This is a genomic window from uncultured Nostoc sp., from assembly GCF_937863485.1.
Classification (GTDB): domain Bacteria; phylum Cyanobacteriota; class Cyanobacteriia; order Cyanobacteriales; family Nostocaceae; genus Nostoc.
The window spans coordinates 24,365-41,495 of sequence record NZ_CALMFY010000043.1 but is presented as its reverse complement, the minus strand read 5'-3'; the positions used below and the strand labels follow the sequence as shown (position 1 = coordinate 41,495).

General features: G+C 42.1%; 12 protein-coding genes and 1 pseudogene. 1 reads left to right on the top strand and 12 read right to left on the bottom strand.

Annotated elements, in window-relative coordinates; genetic code table 11:
- Positions 1-206: 206 nt before the first annotated feature.
- Both Q0541_RS05815 and Q0541_RS05810 read right to left on the bottom strand, forming a co-directional pair.
- Positions 207-1,835, bottom strand: coding sequence for a Na/Pi cotransporter family protein (locus Q0541_RS05815; protein ID WP_298906886.1), 1,629 nt, complete (start codon positions 1,833-1,835; stop codon positions 207-209).
- An 840-nt stretch (positions 1,836-2,675) separates the two neighbouring features.
- Positions 2,676-3,211, bottom strand: a pseudogene (locus tag Q0541_RS05810) (hypothetical protein).
- Positions 3,212-3,300: 89 nt separating this feature from the next.
- Here Q0541_RS05810 and Q0541_RS05805 point away from each other — a divergent pair.
- Positions 3,301-3,474 carry a hypothetical protein gene (locus Q0541_RS05805; protein ID WP_298906884.1) on the top strand — a complete coding sequence of 58 codons (174 nt, stop codon included), beginning with the start codon at positions 3,301-3,303 and terminating at the stop codon, positions 3,472-3,474.
- Positions 3,475-3,751: 277 nt separating this feature from the next.
- On the opposite strand, the gene Q0541_RS05800 is transcribed toward Q0541_RS05805, so the two are convergent.
- The 10 genes from Q0541_RS05800 to Q0541_RS05755 all read right to left on the bottom strand — a co-directional run bounded on the left by Q0541_RS05800 (position 3,752) and on the right by Q0541_RS05755 (position 16,930).
- On the bottom strand, positions 3,752-4,789 hold the full coding sequence (locus Q0541_RS05800; RefSeq protein WP_298906882.1) for an aliphatic sulfonate ABC transporter substrate-binding protein: 1,038 nt from the start codon (positions 4,787-4,789) through the stop codon (positions 3,752-3,754).
- Positions 4,790-5,047: 258 nt separating this feature from the next.
- Positions 5,048-6,136, bottom strand: a complete 1,089-nt coding sequence (locus tag Q0541_RS05795; RefSeq protein WP_298906880.1) for a sulfonate ABC transporter substrate-binding protein — start codon at positions 6,134-6,136, stop codon at positions 5,048-5,050.
- A gap of 408 nt (positions 6,137-6,544) precedes the next feature.
- Positions 6,545-7,408: a TauD/TfdA family dioxygenase gene (locus Q0541_RS05790; protein WP_298906878.1), complete on the bottom strand. Its 864-nt coding sequence runs from the start codon at positions 7,406-7,408 to the stop codon at positions 6,545-6,547.
- 37 nt (positions 7,409-7,445) lie between these two features.
- Positions 7,446-8,552 (bottom strand): aliphatic sulfonate ABC transporter substrate-binding protein, encoded by a 1,107-nt coding sequence (locus Q0541_RS05785; RefSeq protein WP_298906876.1) that lies wholly within the window; start codon positions 8,550-8,552, stop codon positions 7,446-7,448.
- Between the two features lie 354 nt (positions 8,553-8,906).
- Positions 8,907-9,908 (bottom strand): aliphatic sulfonate ABC transporter substrate-binding protein, encoded by a 1,002-nt coding sequence (locus Q0541_RS05780; RefSeq protein WP_298906874.1) that lies wholly within the window; start codon positions 9,906-9,908, stop codon positions 8,907-8,909.
- 95 nt (positions 9,909-10,003) lie between these two features.
- A complete protein-coding gene (locus Q0541_RS05775; protein WP_298906870.1) occupies positions 10,004-11,329 on the bottom strand; it encodes an LLM class flavin-dependent oxidoreductase in 1,326 nt (441 codons plus the stop codon).
- A 287-nt stretch (positions 11,330-11,616) separates the two neighbouring features.
- Complete coding sequence (locus tag Q0541_RS05770; protein ID WP_298906868.1) at positions 11,617-12,438, bottom strand: class I SAM-dependent methyltransferase; 822 nt, start codon at positions 12,436-12,438, stop codon at positions 11,617-11,619.
- Between the two features lie 93 nt (positions 12,439-12,531).
- Complete coding sequence (locus tag Q0541_RS05765; protein ID WP_298906866.1) at positions 12,532-13,713, bottom strand: acyl-CoA dehydrogenase family protein; 1,182 nt, start codon at positions 13,711-13,713, stop codon at positions 12,532-12,534.
- Positions 13,714-13,882: 169 nt separating this feature from the next.
- Positions 13,883-15,364 (bottom strand): amidohydrolase family protein, encoded by a 1,482-nt coding sequence (locus tag Q0541_RS05760; protein ID WP_298906864.1) that lies wholly within the window; start codon positions 15,362-15,364, stop codon positions 13,883-13,885.
- Positions 15,365-15,448: 84 nt separating this feature from the next.
- Complete coding sequence (locus tag Q0541_RS05755; protein ID WP_298906860.1) at positions 15,449-16,930, bottom strand: amidohydrolase family protein; 1,482 nt, start codon at positions 16,928-16,930, stop codon at positions 15,449-15,451.
- Between the last annotated feature and the right edge of the window lie 201 nt (positions 16,931-17,131).

Sequence of the window (17,131 nt, the reverse complement as noted above, 5' to 3'; positions counted from 1 at the left end):
TAGTCGATACTTCGCGATAATTTCTGTATCGTTGTCCCTCTCTTGTCTAAACTTCGACCTTTTAAATCAAACGTTTATCCTCTGAACTTGGAACTGGGACCTTTTTGCTCGAATGTTGAGCTTCTGAGGTTGAAACTTGAGGGTTTGAGGTTGGATGATGAGGGTTAGAAGGCGATCGCTTCTTCTGCTCAAACCTGTCCACAATATTACAACTCTCCCTGAATAACACGGGCAATGCTACAGGTGTGGGAGAGAATACGACTCATCGCATTAATCATCTCCAAATGAATGGAACTAGCATTAAGACTCACAGAATCTCCTGAACTGAGATGCTGGTGATGCCTTAGATAAATTTCCCGCTTAATTTGGTTGAGCGACTGCCGCTGCGCCAAAACTTCACCTGCGATCGTTGGATCTTGTGCAGCCAGCCCTGTCAGTGTTTTTTGCAGCAGTGCCAGCACATCACCGTGGTAAGCAACAATGTCGTTCCACTCTTGCTGAGAAAAAGCAATTTGTTTGCGTCGTTTGCGTCGAGCTAATCGCATGAGTTGTCGGTCGATGATGTCGCCAATTGCCTCTAACTCCGTACTGATATAAAGCAATGTCAACTCCCGTTGCGACTGTTCCTCCGTCAGTAATTCATCATTGAGTTGAATTAGGTAATGCTTGATAGCAGTTTCCAAATCGTCAAGCTGGTTATCAAGTGCCCCAATCTGTTTAGGCAAATCTTTCACCCCGTCTTCAAACGCCTGAATACTAAGCTGTAGCATCTCTGTTGCCAAATCCGCCATCCGCAGAATTTCGCGCATTGCTTGACCGAGTGCGATCGCAGGTAATGTCAAGGCATTGGGATCAAGATAGCGCACACTCAGTTTCTTTTCTGCTTCAGGTTCTGGTAGCAGTCTGGTAGCGAAGTCTGCAAGTGAATTTGCTAGTGGTACAAAAACGATCGCCAGGATCAAGTTGAATCCCAGGTGTGCCAATGCTACTTGTGTTGATGGATTGGGCAAGAGACGAGTCAATAACACCGCCAAGGGATTCAGCAATGCCAACGCCAATATTCCCCCAGCCAGCCTGGTGCCAACATAAATGAATCCTAGTCGGCGGGCAACGACGCTGCCTCGGTTCAATGCAGTGAGTAACGGCATGAGTGTTGTGCCGATATTGGCACCCAGTGTTACTGCCAGAGCCGCTTCCAGTGGGAAGGCATGTGCCCCAGCTAGTACCATTACGATTCCAATCGCCGCGATGCTGGAGACAAACACTGCTGCCAGCAGCACCCCCAGTAGGATCAACACCAGGGGAGACTGGGAGAGTACCTGCATAATGTCATTCGTAATCGAACTATCGGCAATGGGAACACAACTGGCATCAATCATCGCCAACCCCTGCAACACCAATCCAAAACTGAATACGCCACGCCCAAGATCCCGCAGAGCCTTGCGTCGGGTCAACAAAGCAAATGCTGCCGCTAAACCCAGGAACTCTTGTGCATAGTCAGTGATGTGGAAAGCTAGTAGTTGCACTACCAATGTAGAGCCAACCGCAGATCCCTGTAGCATGATCACTGCGGTTGCTAATGGCACCAACTGGGCGCTGACTAGCCCCACCATCACTGAGGCAGTTGCTGTGGAGCTTTGGGTTAGCATGGTTACGATCATACCTGACACAAAAGCTGCTATTGGATGCTTCGCCAGCGTTATCATGGCAAGCCGCAGACGTGAATCTAATGCCCGCTCCATTGCATCGGTAACTTGTTTTACACCATAGAGAAGCAGCGTGGAACCCCCAATTAACAGTATCAGGATTTGTGTAGGGTCGTGAGTCTTGAGCATCAGCACACTTACCTTACTAAGGTTTTAAAAAACACTTAGAATCAATAGACTTACCGTATTTTAATAGTAATTTAGGAAGAAGTTAAAATCAGGTTAAATAAACATGGTACGGTGTATTCAAGAAATACCCAAAATACAGAATTCTAATGAAATAGATAAGCCCTTTTAAGGTGTGTAAAAATATTGGTCAATCAATCCCTTTTTAACCTCTTACCTCTGTGCTCTCTGCGTCTGGAGTGGTTAGATAAATTACTTTTAAACCGTAGAGGCACAGAGAGAACTCGGAGCGGCAGCTTGTGCCGTTGGCGCAGCCTGCACTTCTCTACAAGACGCTCTTGCTAGCAAGATCCCCGTAGGGGTACGGCAAAGCTACAACTCTTGGAGAGGCTGGCGCTTAGGGCGTAGCTATGCCGCAGGCTTTACGACTGCGCTCAGTACAAGTCAGTGACCACCGCAGGTATCTGAACTTAGGTGAGCGCTGAGAAAAAACAATCTTATTTTACGAGTCACCTTGAAAGGGCTAGTCCTATAACCCTTAATGATGCTTCTTCAGAGACGATTTTTCGGGATAAATACTTTTGCGTAGGCGTAGCCCGTCGTAGACATCGCTCTCAAAATTCAAATTTTTAACCTTTGAACTTGGGACTTTGACCTTTTTATACCAATTCAATTAATGATTGCAACACATCCTTGGGTGAAGACGCGATGAATCGCGTCTCTACAAATGGTCTATTTGTCGCATTCTTTTTTTTAATTGGTATTACTTGAACTTGAGCTTCTGAACTTGGAACTGGGACTTTTTTGCTCGAACGTTCAAACTTTGAACTTTAAACTTGCACTTTAAGAATACAATTGGTGAGCTATTTTCTCCGGCGCTACCTGTTGAGACTTGACTTTCCGATTTCTACGGGAAAACCGTTGCCCCATTTCTTCAACCATCGTATCTAAACCTGTCCCCTGACCACTGACTTTAGCATAGTTATATACTTGCAATGCAGCTGCATACGCTTCGCTGCCCACAGCCAAGGCGGGGTATCATCTAGCAAATCTTGCAATTGTGTCAACGACAGCAATAATGGATACAATGCTTCAAATAACTGCACATCTTTCCGCATCTCATCTAGGTCAAACGATCGCGGTAAAAACTCCGGGTTCTGCGTCGCCACCTCTAATGCAATGCTTACAAACGCCCGACTCTTATCTCCCATCTTAGGTAAAGCTTTTCGGTCATCTGCACTCAAATCAACTAAAAATAGTAAGTTTTCTTTAATTGTGTTAATTGCTTGGAATACAGCATCTCTCTGTGTTTGTGCCAATGTTGCACTAATTGGGGTCGTACACTTCAAGGGGCGACAATCATCGCTAAACCAATCCATATAAAGGTTAGAGGGTACAGACCCTTTTAAAAAATGGAGAAAAAAGAGTGGCTTATTGACAATGAACTATAGATTGGTCAATACTATTCTTGTATTTATCACAAGTCCGGGCGATGCCTACGGCGGTAAACTACGCACTTACTGCCTATGCTGGAGAAATTAACGCCAAGCAAGTACTAGGAGCCGGATTTGACAAGCATCTTGCCAAACCAGTAGAGCCAGCCGAGTTAGTAGAAGCGATCGCCAACTTAATCGCTGAATAAACCTGCCTCTACCTGTTCCCGTTACTTGATACGTTGAGGTGTGATTTTCATCACTGGAACATTTTAATTAAAACTAATTGTCAATCCCAAATCATATATCTATAAAAAGATTTGCGATCGCTTGTTTTTTCCTCGGTTTTTACTTAACCAGACAATAGGCTTAACAAGTTAGTTGAGCAACTTGTTAAGCCCTTTGTTAAAGTTAGGCAAACTTTCGCTACAGTCTAATAACTAGCCAAGTTAATAGCTGAATAAACTTGCCTTTACCTGTTTACCGTTACTTGATATTATCAGGTATGATCGCTTTATATTGTAGATCAGAAAGAATCCCTTGTTTGATATCAATCTTACGCGAGATAACTTTTTCCTCATAATAAAAATCAGCAACGCTCTGCTGTAGGGCAACGATCGCAGGTGTAATTTTTTTCAATTTATAAGTACGACGGCTTGCCACCTTTAGTGCAACTGCTGGATCTAATTTCTGCTCATAAACTAAAATTTTGGCATAATCGCTTGGGTTTTTTTCAGCCGCTTCTCCTACCTTTTCTGCTTCCTCTAAAAACACTCGCACCAATTGCGGATTTTGGGTGACAAATGCACGTCTGCCAATATAAAAGCCGTTGAGAATGTTAATTCCTTTTGCATTTCTCAAAACTCGAATCGGGGTAGTCTTTTCCACAGCAGCTAAAAGAGGATCGCCACCCACCCAGGCGTCAGCCTGGTCTTTAATAAAGGCATCTTCGGCTTGAGTTGGAGTCAAAGCAACGATTTTAATATCGCTAAGTTTTAATCCTACCTCTTTCAACGCTTTTGCTAGTAAATACTGTGCATTCGACCCTACCTGAAAAGCAATTTTCTTACCTTTAAGATCAGCTACTTTCTTAATGGAAGAATTAGCTTTCACTACAAGACCTTGGTTTGTACCATCGGTGGGCGTGCGTCCAGTAAGATAGACAACTTCAGGGACGAGGCCTGGGCGTGCAACTTGGTCAAATATTGGAGGTGTCTCTCCGACAGTACCGATATCCACTTTACCTTCATCCAGGGCTTTTATCAATTGCGGCCCTGCTGCGAATGGCCCAACCCAATTCACAGTTACACCCAATTTTTTAAAAAGTGGCTCAACAGTTTTTTTGGACTTGACAATATCACCAGAACTTTGATACGCCAAGTTAATTACTTTGGCTGTCTGCGCTTGGGTGCTTTGCACAAGGCTACCCACCAAGGAAGATGATAAAGTAAACAGTCCCAGTACTGAATATTGGACAATACGCTTTAAAACTGTACGGCGTTGTGGTTGAAATGGCTTGATCATAAGTTGTGATTTTCCTTGTAAGTTTTAGCTTTTACGTTGTCAGTCTTACTTTCTTTCAGCAAGTAAGATAATAGGAAGTTGTTCTGTCAACCTCCTAAAACACCAATTTAGTATTAAAATTTGATATGACACTACTTCCAAAAATATCTTTTTGGGTTTAGTAAATTGGTATTTTAGTTGGCTTGAAAGGATTCAATATTGGGTATTGGAAAACTCTTTCCTAGTCCCCAGTCCTTAGACCTCATATCTGATTAGTATCTATTTTTCACTTATAAGTGTTGGTGGAGTGATAGCTGCATATTCTTTAGGTGTGAGTAGTGCTTCCTGAACATCAATCTTTTTAGGCAAGATTTTTTCGCTATAAAATAAATCTGCCACATTTTGTTGAGCTTTCATCAACTCTGGAGTAATTCCTTTAAGTCGATAGTTAGCGCGTCCACAAATTATTTCTTGAATAGGTAGATCAATTTTAAGCACGGGTGCTATTAGTTTGGCTACCTCTTTACGATTTGCTTCTGCCCATTGACCATTTTTATCAATCTCTTCCAAGATAATCCGAAGTAATTTTGGATTTTCCCTAGCAAACTCTCCTGTTCCTACATAGTATCCTCCTGGAGTACCAATATTTGTGGCATCTCGTAGCACACGCGCACCGTGGAGTTTTTCTACCAAAGCTAAGTGAGGATCGCCAGTTACCCAAACTGGAATAGTGCCCTGAATAAATGCACCACGGGCTTCGACATTGGGCATACTCAAGACTTTAATATCACTGTATTTTAAGCCCACTTCTTCTAAAGCTTTGATAATGAAATAGTGAGAAGCTGAACCTTTTTGAAAGACGACTTTTTGTCCTTTGATTTGGGCTAAAGTATTAATTGGAGAACCTTTAGGAACTGCGATCGCACTCCCTTTCCCTGAAATAGCAGTAATTCGTCTACCAGCAAGATAGACGATTCTTGCACCAGCAGCTTGGGCAAAAATGGGAGGAGTTTCTCCAACTGATCCAATATCAATTTTGCCGACATTCATCGCTTCCATGAGTTGCGGCCCTTGGGCAAATTGTGCCCATTCAACTTTGACACCCAAGGGTTCTAAACGTTTTTCTAAAACTCCTGTTACTCTAACTAAATCACCAGAGCTTTGATACCCAATTCGCAGCACTTTTGTTTTAAAAGTAATGGTTTTTGTTGCTGCTGGATCTGCTTTTGGGCCGGTTGCAGTATTTGTATTATCGCTGGTTGATGTACAACTTATTAATGTGGTAGATAAAGCCAAAAAACCAGGCATTACAAATAATGCTACTTTTCTGATTATTGGTGACTTAATTTTAACGGTATTGCTAAACATTTTAGACCTTCAGGTTAAACTAATCTCTGATTGAAATAAAATCAATCAAATTTTAAATAAATTAATTTTCGCTTTTCAATCTACCTGTGATGTTTGAAAACTATTAATTTACGTCTAAATTTTATCTATTGTTTAATTTTAATGAAGTGTTTATAAACACTATTTTTATTCTCTTAAAAAAGATATATTAATATAATTTAATTCAATAAAGTTTTTTAAAAGAATAATAAATTATTTTAAAAAACTTTAATATATAACATGTTATTTAGCGGATTTGAGTAAAATGCTTTTACCTAATAACTCAAGTTTTCCTGCTATCTGATTTATGAATTAGGGTGGATAATTTTCACTTATGATTTTGGTTTTGTAGAGACGCAATTTCTTGCATCTCTAGTTCAGATATAGAGACTAAAAGGGACGACTACCTGCAAGGCTAACCCGCTTTAATACCCGTCGCTCATTCGGATCGAATGCTTGACGATAATGCAAGGTAGCTTGATTATCCCAGTAGACAATATCACCTACAGACCATTTGTGTTGGTAGTAAAACTTGGGTTCATTTAGATGTTGCCTCAACTGTTCAATCAGTTTAGATCCTTCTTCAGGCTCTAACCCGACAATTTCCACTTCTGTAGCAGCATCTAAGTAAAGATGCTTTTTACCACTTTCAGGATGTGTCCTAACTAGAGGATGGGGAAAGATAGGACTTATTAAGGGAATATTCTTGTCTAAACGATACAAAGAGCGGGGTGCATTCCGATCTCGCAAGAATGGGTTGTAGGTAATTAACTGTAAATCTGCAATCCGTTCTTTGGTGGTTTCGTCTAACGCCTCATAGGCCAAATTAGTATTTAACCAATAAGTATTTCCACCTTGAGAAGGTATTTCCAAAGCATAAAGAAGCGAACCACTAGATGGGGTGGGAGTCCATTTGTGGTCAGAATGGAAAGTTAGTTCTCCAGTACCGGTATAGCCACCATCGACGTTGGAAATCGGAATCACCACCGGAGTTTCTCCTGGTTTAGAAGCCAATACTGGAGTTTCATCAGATGGTACAAAGAGTGCGCCAAAGTATAAAGAAAAGTTCAAAAGCTGTTCATCAGAGAGTTGTTGCTCTTTGAAGATCAAGATATGGCGATCGCGTAGAGCTTGCTTAAGTTGTAATATAACTTCAGGTGCAATAGGTTGAGTGGCATCAAGATCGGTAACTATGGCTCCCAAAGGGGCATCAATAGACCTAATTTTAACCTCTGTCAAAGTCGAGGTAGGCATAACATTCTCCTATGTTTTAGTTTCTTCTTGGCGATAACTACTTATTCGCTAACACTTCTGAGGGAGTAATTTTGGCGTACTCTTCAGGTGTCAAAAACCCGTCTCTAACATTCACCTTCTTAGGGATAAGTCCTAAGCTGTACCACTTGTCTGCAACTTGCTGTTGCTTGATAATGCTTTTCTCAGTAATTGGTACTAGCCCATAGTCATATTTATCATGCATTATTTCTAGAGTCGGTGGATCTAGCTTAGTTACAGGAGCAAGCAGTTGTGCTACTTCTTTGGGATGATCCTTAGTCCAGATTTCTTTCTTTTCTAACTCCTCTAAAAACACTTTGATTACATCAGGATGAGCCTGATAAAATTGGCGCGAGGTTGAGTAAAAGTTACCCGTATCCCTCAACTTCCCGCCATCTGCTAAAACACGAGCAATTTTATTTTGTACATTTCTAGTAGCAAATGGCTCCCAAATATACCAAGCATCCACTTTATTCTGACTGAATGCCGCATTTGCATCTGCTGGAGGTAAAAAAACTGATTTGACATCGCTCAGTTTCAGTCCTGCATCTTCTAATGCTTTAACTAATAGGTAGTGACCAATAGAAGCTTTCTGAAAAGCCACTTTTTTGCCTTTCAAATCGCTTACAGTTTTAATCGGAGAGTTTACAGGAACTATAAGTGAAATAGATTTACCACTAGGACGTGTATTAGCTAGATAAACAAGGGGCACTCCTGCTGCTTGGGAAAATACAGGAGGCGATTCAGCTGTAGATGCAATATCTAGTCCATTTGCATTTAGGGCTTCTAACTGTTGTGGCCCAGCCGCAAACTCAGTCCACTGCACTTTAAAACCTAGAGGCTCTAATCGCTTTTCTAAGGAACCCTGTTTTTCTAAAACTGCTAAAGGGGTAAGTTGTTTTGAACGGACAATCCGTACTACTTGCTTCTCAGTTGACTTCTCTGTAATGCTAGATGAAGCTACCGACTCAGGGGAAGCTGCTGACTGCTGAGTGTTATTTTTTGCTTCACTACAACTTGATAGGGCCGTAGCTAGCATTAAGCAGTAGCCCAGAGCAAACAACAAAGAACGACGTGTTGTTCTCTGGCTTTTCCTGAATTCAAACTTTCCTTTTAAAGCTGGCATGGGTTGTTTTATTTATTCCCTTCTAGGTGGTCAGAACAATTATGATTAATTGCGAATTAAATAACAAAAAGAACTCTTGTTTATTAATATAATTGAAAATTAGACTAATTCAATATTTTTTCTATAATTAAAAATATCTATTGCTGATTTAATTCACATCGAGTTATTAGCATCATTGTTATTAAATTATGTAAAGCTATTAGAATTACATAAAACAAGCTGTACAACACTGTTGAGCGTAAACAGCTAGAGCAGGCGGCAAAAGTCTTTTCAACCGCATCGAAAATATAATCTAGTAGTAGGTATAAATCCCCCACTGATTGGATTCTAAATTTTGATTGATCTTTTAATCAATTAACTCTTAGGTTTCCACACTGCATCTTTGATTTTAAAAGTTTTAGGAATTAGCTTTTGACTGTAAAAAAGGTCAACTACCTGTTGTTGTTCGGTGACAAATTCATCAGTTATATTAAACACACCAAAGATAGGGCGTCTTTCTAAAGCCCATTTCCAGACTTCTGGTTGTTGTCTAGTTTGCGCTGCCAACAACTTAGTAACTTCATTGGGGTTAGCTTTAGCCCATTCTTCTACCTTCCTTTGTTCTGACAAAATCACTTTCACCAAGTCGGGGTGATTTTCAGCAAAATTGCGTGTAGCGATATAGTAGGATCTTTGGGGGGCGACATCAGAACCTTTGACTAGAACTCGTATTTCATTTGCTAGCTCTTTCCGAGCGTAAAATGGATCACTAGTGGGCAACACGTCAACTTTGCCAGCTTCAAAAGCAACCTGACTTTCTGGAATAGTCAGGTAAGCAGGCTGAATATCATTGAGAGTTAATCCGGCACTCGCTATAGCTTTCAAAAGCAAATATTGCAGGGCTGTTCCTTTTTGTATAGCAACTTTTTTACCCTTGAGTTCAGCGAGGGTTTTGATTGGTGAATCTTTACGGACAATAACTGCTTGAGCAGCTGCGCTGGAGCCAGTAGCAGCAACATAGACAATGGGATTATCACCAGCTTGGGCAAAAATCGGTGGTAGGTTCCCAACGTTGCCAATATCAACGCTGTTTGCGGCCATTGCTTCCATCATTGGGGGACCGCCCCGGAATTCTATCCACTTGATAGTGATGCCATCAGAAGCAAAGCGCTTTTCCAAATAGCCCTGAGCTTTGAGTAAGTTCAGACCAGGAGTACCGCTCTGATGACCAATGGTGATCACCTCTAGTTTTTTTAAGCTTGCAGTAGTTTGCTCAACTTGGGGACTATTGCTTTGAGTGCTTTGAGGGCTACAGCCTGTAACTAACAGAAAAGTCGTAAACGCCAGCAAAAAATAACGAGTTATACTCGCAGGCAACCATGACTTTCTGTAGCTTCTAAGCATAATTCAATGTAATTTATTGAGGAAACTGGATATTTTTAGCCTTAATTTTGTTGGACTTAATTTTACTGTTAATTCAGGCTTTTTAGTCCTAGATGCTCTCGCAATGTATTACCAGTATACTCTTTACGGAATAATCCCCGTCGTTGTAATTCTGGAATTACTAAATCCACAAAATCTTCAAATGCACCAGGAATATAAGCTGGTGAAATCACGAAACCATCAGCGCCTTCATCTTGGAAGATTGCTTGGAGTTGGTCAGCAATTTGAGTAGGGCTACCAACAATTTGTAGAACTAAACGACTTTGACCGTAACGTTTCCCAATTTCTCCCAAAGTTAAACCTTGGTCTTGGCTCAACTTCAAAATTTGGTCATACATACTCTGACCACCTTCGCGAAATTCTAATTCACTTAAAGGCTTATCTAAGGGAAATTCCGAGAGGTCGTAATTGAGGGCATTAGATAGAGAGGCTAAACCCACTAATGGGTGAACTAATTCATGGTGTAGTGCTTGTTTTTCTCTGGCAATACTTTCTGTTTCCCCGATAAAAGGCACTACAGCTGGTAAAATTTTGCAATCTTCTGGATCACGTCCATATTTTCCCATCCGCGATTTCACATCCTTGTAGAAAGTTTTCATATCAGCGGGTGTGAGTGGAGATGTGAAAATAGTTTCTGCCCAACGAGCCGCAAATTCTTTACCACGTCCAGAAGAACCGGCTTGGATGATCACTGGACGAGCTTGGGGGGTGCGAGGAACTGTTAAAGGCCCTCTCGTTTTGAGCCATTTTCCAGAGTGGTGAACGTAATCGACTTTAGAAGGATCGGCAAAAATTCCATTTTCTTTATCTAAAATTAATGCGCCTTCTTTCCAGCTATCCCAAAGTTTAAAGGTAGCTTCGATAAATTCATCGGCGCGATCGTAACGTGTGTCATGTTCTAAATGTTTTTCTATGCCAAAATTTTGGGCTGTACCATCACCACTAGAAGTGACAACATTCCAAGCAGATCGACCTTTAGAAAGGTGATCTAATGTCGCAAATGTCCTAGCTAAATCGTAGGGAGCATAGTATGTTGCAGAACGTGTTACACCCACTCCGATTTTTTGGGTAGCAACAGCCATTGTTGTCGCAACTAGAACAGGATCTAGGGTGACAGCACCTTGAGTACCATACTTGACACTGGTTTCAAAACTGTTGCCATAGCGGTCTGGAAGCGCCAAAATATCTGCGAAGAAAACTAAGTCAAACTTACCGCGTTCTAAAGTACGGGCGACATTTTGATAATACTCTGGTTGGAGAAAACCTGAATGTGTTTTGGGATGACGCCAGATGGCATGACTGTGAACAACATGGGAAGCGTGCATGAAGCCAGCCAAGTGCATTTGCTTTGACATTATGACACTTCCTTGTAAAATTCAAATTTTTTGTGGCTCAGTTTTTTGAATTGGTTAAATTCGCTTATGTAATGCATATGGGTTATCGGGGAGAACTTTTTAATAAATAAAAATAATTTTTTGTAATGTCTGAAGTTAGGAAATAGAGTGGGTATAACCCACCCTATAAGGACTTGATGAACTGAAAATTTAATAGTTAGGAGGAAAAAATTTAGGAAGTGGAGTGAGAAGGGCCCACTCCAATGTCGTGCTAGTGGAAGATTGAAATTTGTTCGTGTTCAATTTTGCTAGTGCTTCCAAGCGACTAGGATTGTAGCTTTGAGTTCTTCTGTAAAATGTCCAGACGGCTCAACTGCTAATAACGCTTCTCTAAGATCTGTTTCAAATGCTGGGGCGTTATCGCCATAGAAAATTTTGAGAGAAAAGGCTGTAGTGTATAAGTAACCGAGATAGCTATCGACAGTCCAAGATTTTTCAAATGGCACTTCATAGACTTCTTGACGAGCAAAAGCCGAATTGGCAATTACGACTTCATGGGGAGGATCGACTGGCTTACGAGTGCCTTGTCCTCGTTGTCCAGTCCGCCGCTCTTCACCTAACCATTTCTTCACTACTCCCACAGCAGCTTGTTTCCAAGGTAGATTGCTTTCCCAAGGGTTGTCACCAGTGTTAAGCAGTGCTAGTCCACCATCATCAGAAAGCAATTTATAAAGGCTCTCAAGTACTAATTCGCGTTCCATCCAATGGAAGGCTCTACCAATAGTGGCTAACTTAAATGTTCCTAAACTAGAGTCGATTAACTCTGCCCCTTGTTCTAACCAAGTAATATTATTTGCTCCTACTGCTGCTGCTTGCCGTTTAGCTTCTGCAATCATTTCTGAATCGGGATCGATCGCAACAACTTCCTCAAATCTGGTTCGTAGAGGAATTGAAATTAATCCTGGCCCAGTACCCAAATCAAGGAGTCGTCCTTCACCATTGAGATGAAATATTTCGGCTAGTTTGTCGAATATAATCGGTGGGTATTTGGTTCTATATTGAGCATAGCCCTCTGCGGCTCCCTCAAATAAACTTGGGTCGTAAGTAGGAAGTGTTTTTAGTTGAGTCATATCAATTTTGGATTTTAGATTTTAGATTGGTAAGTAGAGACGCGATTCATCGCGTCTTTGAGGATAAAGGTGGAGAGAGAAATAACCAATGACCTAAGAATATTGAGTGATTACAGGTAGCTGCTCGTTAAGTACCCAATCGCCGATCGCTCTCAATTTATAGTCCACAGGATCGTGGAGGGTAAAGGTTCGCAAATCTCGCCAGTAACGGTCAAATCCATATTTGGTTGCAGTGGCGCGAGTTCCGGTAACTTCAAAGATGCGATTGGTAATATCTATACCTACACGGCTAGCTAATCCTCTGGCTGCGAAAACTGCGATCGCAACTTCTCCTCTCTCTTGATAAGTGAGTGCTGCATCTTTTTCCCATGCTGCTTGCAGCTTCTCGGCTGCTTGGTCAGCTAGAGCGATCGCAGCTTGGATTTCAATCCAAAAATCTCCGTAATGATGCAGAATATATGGATCTTCAGTCGCACTATCTACCCCTGATGTAATCCACGGTTTAGTAGTAGTTTTAGTGTACTCACGAGCAGCGGCGAAGGCTCCTTTAGTAACTCCGAGATAAACGTTGGTTTTTGTTAGCTGGGCAATAATGCCAAGAAAAGTTGAGAAGGCACTATCAGGGGGATTGGGTGGCCCCAAAATTTCATCTTTCTCTACTAGGACATTGTTAAATGTATAACTACCGCTATCAGTGCGACGTTGCCCGATATTGTCCCAATCTTGATTGGAAACTAACCCTTCCCTGTCTTTGGGAATTATGAATATGAAGGGCAATTCTACACCATCTTCCAAAGCGGAAAATACCCGATAATCTGCAACAGAAATACCCGTACCAAAGCTTTTAAGACCATTAACCCGAAAATTCTCGCCTTCTGGGTTAATTTTCAGGCGAGTATCCCGTGTATTGATGGCGTTTGCCCAAAATAAGTTATTTTTAGCAGTTTCTCTATAATATTTTTCCTTTTGGGCTGGCGTTCCGGAAACGTAACCCAAAGCTGTCAAGTTGAGATGATTACCATACAACTGACCAATTGAACCATCTGCTTTTGACAGTTTTCTGACAATTTTTAAGGCATCAATCCAAGTTGCGCCAATTCCACCATATTGCTTAGGTACAATCAGTGATAGCAGGCCACTCTCACGCAGTTTATTAATTTCCTCTTCTGGAACTCCGGCTTTAGCATCCCGTTCAACTGCGGATTGAGCAAGTTCCTTGGATAGAGAAGTTGCTAGGTCAATGTAGTCCTTTGGTTTTGTAATATCTAGCACCATAATCAAATCATCCTTGGTATTGTTTCAGCAGTAGGCAGCAATCAGACACAGAATTTAGGAGAAATGTAGAGTGGGCAACGACCCACCCTACAAGTGAACAGAGGAAATGGAACATGGAACGTTGTAAAGATTGGGCATTGGGAAGAATTCAGTCCCTAATCCCAAGTCTCTAATTCTTAGCCGCTAGATATTCGTTTGCGGCTTTCTCAACACCTGTACCCTTGAAGAAGTCTTGATTAAGACTGGTGTACAACTCCAAAGGATGGATTGAGAGGAAGTAGCGAAGGTCTTCTTCGGTAATGATTTCCTGTTCTGCCATTGAGTAGGCGTTGGCAGTAACGGCGGTGATATCAGGCACATCCCAGTGACCGGAATCTGAACCCAAGAAGGCTTTAACTCGGTCGCCAAAGGGATTAGCAGCACGGTTAAATGCTTGAGATACACGGGTATCATCTGATTCCGTACCGAAGTAGAAATGATTCAAGAAGCGATCGCGCACATCTTCTGGCTGATCAATTCCTGCTAGTTCAAATTCATCGAGTTCGCCTGGATCTTCTGGAGACAATAGTTGATGGTGGAATCCTAAACCGTCACCAATTTGATCTAAGCGTCCATCTACAAGTTCGCCACCGTAGCGAGTGTACAACTCTACTAGTGCTTCCTTATCGATAATCGCAGGATTGTTATTTGACAACAAATGTTGTTTGTTGCGGGTTTCCCAATGCCAAATAATATCAGCGTATAGACTAGCACCCCAAGCTGAACCACCTTCTAAGAAGGCAAATTTTAATTGCGGGAAGCGGCGAGTCACTCCACCAAAAAATAGCGATTTGCATAATGCTTCTGCTGCAAAGGCAAAGTGATTAATGTGATTATACTGGGCGTTGGTAACAGAACGCTGAGTTGTCCAACCTTGGCTAGATGCATGAGTTGTGGGTACAACTTTCAGTTCTACGCACTTAGCCCAGAATGGATCGTAATCATACTGGCTATCTAAACCAAAGTTATCAATCCAAACCACTTCGTTAGCCACTTCTTTGCCGTATTTTTCAAAGGCAGGAATTGGACGACGGACGTAACCGGGGATTTGAATTGCTTTGAGTCCCAGTACATTCACCGCATATTCCAACTCTTCAATCCCTTCTTCGGGAGTGTGCAGTGGAATCGCGGCAATCGGTGTTAGGCGATCGCTATAAGGGCGGAAAATGTCAGCATGGTAAGTGTTAACTGCGCGACAAACAGCCCGCCGCATTTCTTCGTTGCCGATATTCGGAGCCAAAGTTGCCAAGTTGGGGTATACAACGGCAAAGTCTGTACCTGCTTCTTGCAAGCGCTCATGCAGCAACTTGGGTAAGCTAATGGTAGCCAAATTCAAAGTATTTTTTGTGGGACGACCCCACCAGTTAGGGCGATTGCTGCGATAAGCAAAACGTTCTTCCCAAGTTTGTTTATACCACTTAAAGCGGGAAGATCCTGGTAAATTTTCTTTGAAACGTTCCACAAGCGCAGTTCCGCCAACTTGCTCTAAATAATCCAAAACTGCTGGTTCAAATTCTTGGGTATGTACATCAGTGTCAATGATTGGATAACCAAGTTTTTCCCGAATTTGAGCAGACCTGGTTTTTTGTGGGCGGTCTAGAGCGATCGTCATAATAGTTTACCCTTATCAAATGTTTATAGGCATTGGCAAAGACGCGATAAATCGCTTTGTAGAGACGGCGATTTATCGCGTCTCTTACCTTTTCGTAGCCAAAAATTCATCTGCTGTTTTCTCGACAGCCGTACCTTTGAAGAAGTCACGATTCAGGCTGGTGTATAACTCCAAGGGATGAATTGACAGGAAATATTGCAAATCTTCTTCGGTGATAATCTTGCGTTCTACCATTGAATAGGTATTAGCTGCGATCGCAGTAATATCGGGTACGTCCCAGTGACCAGAATCGGAACCTAAAAATGCTTTAACGCGATCGCCATAAGGATTAGCTTTGCGGTTAAAGGCTTGGGCTACACGGGTATCATCTGATTCTGTACCGAAGTAGAAATGATTCAAGAAGCGATCGCGGATATCCTCTGGCTTGGTAACTCCTGCTACGGCGAATTCATCCAAATCACCTGGCTCTAGGGGAGATACTAAGTCAGCGTGGAAACCTAAACCGCTACCTAGCTGATCCAAACGACCCTGTATTAATTCATCACCATAGCGGGTATAGAATTCTAGCAGTTCTTCATAATTAACATTGGCAGGATTATTATTTTCCACCATATGATCTTTATTGCGGGTATCCCAGTGCCAAATCAAATCGGTGTACAAACTAGCACCCCAAGCTGCACCACCTTCTAAAAAGGCAAACTTCAGTGTGGGGAAGCGGTGAGTTACACCACCAAAGAATAGAGATTTACATAGTGCTTCCGCAGCCGATGCAAAGTGACCAATATGGTTGTATTGGTAATTGCTAATCGAACGCCGATTTATCCAGCCCATACCGGAAGAGTGGGTGGTGGGTACAACTTTCAGTTCTACGCACTTCGCCCAGAAGGGATCGTAATCATATTTGCTATCCAAGCCAAAGGTGTCAATCCAAATGGCTTCGTTGGCTACTTCTTCGCCATACTTCTCGAAAGCGGGAATCGGGCGGCGGATATGTCCGGGGATTTGAATTGCTTTGAGTCCCAGCACTTTTACCGCATATTCCAACTCTTCGATCGCCTCTTCGGGCGTATTCATTGGAATGGAAGCAATGGGTGTTAAGCGATCGCTATAAGGACGGAAAATATCAGCGTGGTAAGTGTTAGCTGTACGGCAAACAGCCCGCCGCATTTCTTCATTGCCGATATGTGGTGCCATCGTTGCCAAGTTGGGGTACACAACGGCAAAGTCTGTACCAGCTTCTTGTAAGCGTTCGTGCAACAACTTTGGCAAACTAACAGTAGCTAAATTTAGGGGATCATTGGTAGGACGAGTCCAGAAGGGAGGGCGGGCGGTACGGTGAGTACGGCGTTCATCCCAAGATTGCTTGAACCATTTAGAGCGAGATGCACCGGGTAAGTGTTCTTGGAAACGCTGTGCGATCGCAGTTCCAGCAACTTGCTCTAAATAGTCCAAGAATGCTGGCGGAAACTCTTGGGTATGTACATCGGTGTCGATGATTGGATAACCCAGTTTTTCCCGAATTTGAGCAGACTTAGTTTTTTTTGGACGGTCTAGTGCAATAGTCATACCATGTTACCTGAATTTTAAAATGAATTGGTCAAACAATTTTGGATTTTAGATTTTGGATTGATTTGACAGATAAATCTATTTGCTCTGTAGATCAAGGAATTATTGGTCACGAGGGAAGTAGGAAGCCTTTAACCTTGAGAGTTAAGCCTTTAACCTTGAGAGTTAAGCCTTTAACCTTGAGAGTTAAGCCTTTAACCT

Bases quoted from the DNA above. Each gene is read 5' to 3' on its own strand.
- Q0541_RS05815 (WP_298906886.1), bottom strand. From the start codon at position 1,835: ATGCTCAAGACTCACGACCCTACACAAATCCTGATACTGTTAATTGGG.
- Q0541_RS05800 (WP_298906882.1), bottom strand. From the start codon at position 4,789: ATGATCAAGCCATTTCAACCACAACGCCGTACAGTTTTAAAGCGTATT.
- Q0541_RS05795 (WP_298906880.1), bottom strand. From the start codon at position 6,136: ATGTTTAGCAATACCGTTAAAATTAAGTCACCAATAATCAGAAAAGTA.
- Q0541_RS05790 (WP_298906878.1), bottom strand. From the start codon at position 7,408: ATGCCTACCTCGACTTTGACAGAGGTTAAAATTAGGTCTATTGATGCC.
- Q0541_RS05785 (WP_298906876.1), bottom strand. From the start codon at position 8,552: ATGCCAGCTTTAAAAGGAAAGTTTGAATTCAGGAAAAGCCAGAGAACA.
- Q0541_RS05775 (WP_298906870.1), bottom strand. From the start codon at position 11,329: ATGTCAAAGCAAATGCACTTGGCTGGCTTCATGCACGCTTCCCATGTT.
- Q0541_RS05770 (WP_298906868.1), bottom strand. From the start codon at position 12,438: ATGACTCAACTAAAAACACTTCCTACTTACGACCCAAGTTTATTTGAG.
- Q0541_RS05765 (WP_298906866.1), bottom strand. From the start codon at position 13,713: ATGGTGCTAGATATTACAAAACCAAAGGACTACATTGACCTAGCAACT.
- Q0541_RS05760 (WP_298906864.1), bottom strand. From the start codon at position 15,364: ATGACGATCGCTCTAGACCGCCCACAAAAAACCAGGTCTGCTCAAATT.
- Q0541_RS05755 (WP_298906860.1), bottom strand. From the start codon at position 16,930: ATGACTATTGCACTAGACCGTCCAAAAAAAACTAAGTCTGCTCAAATT.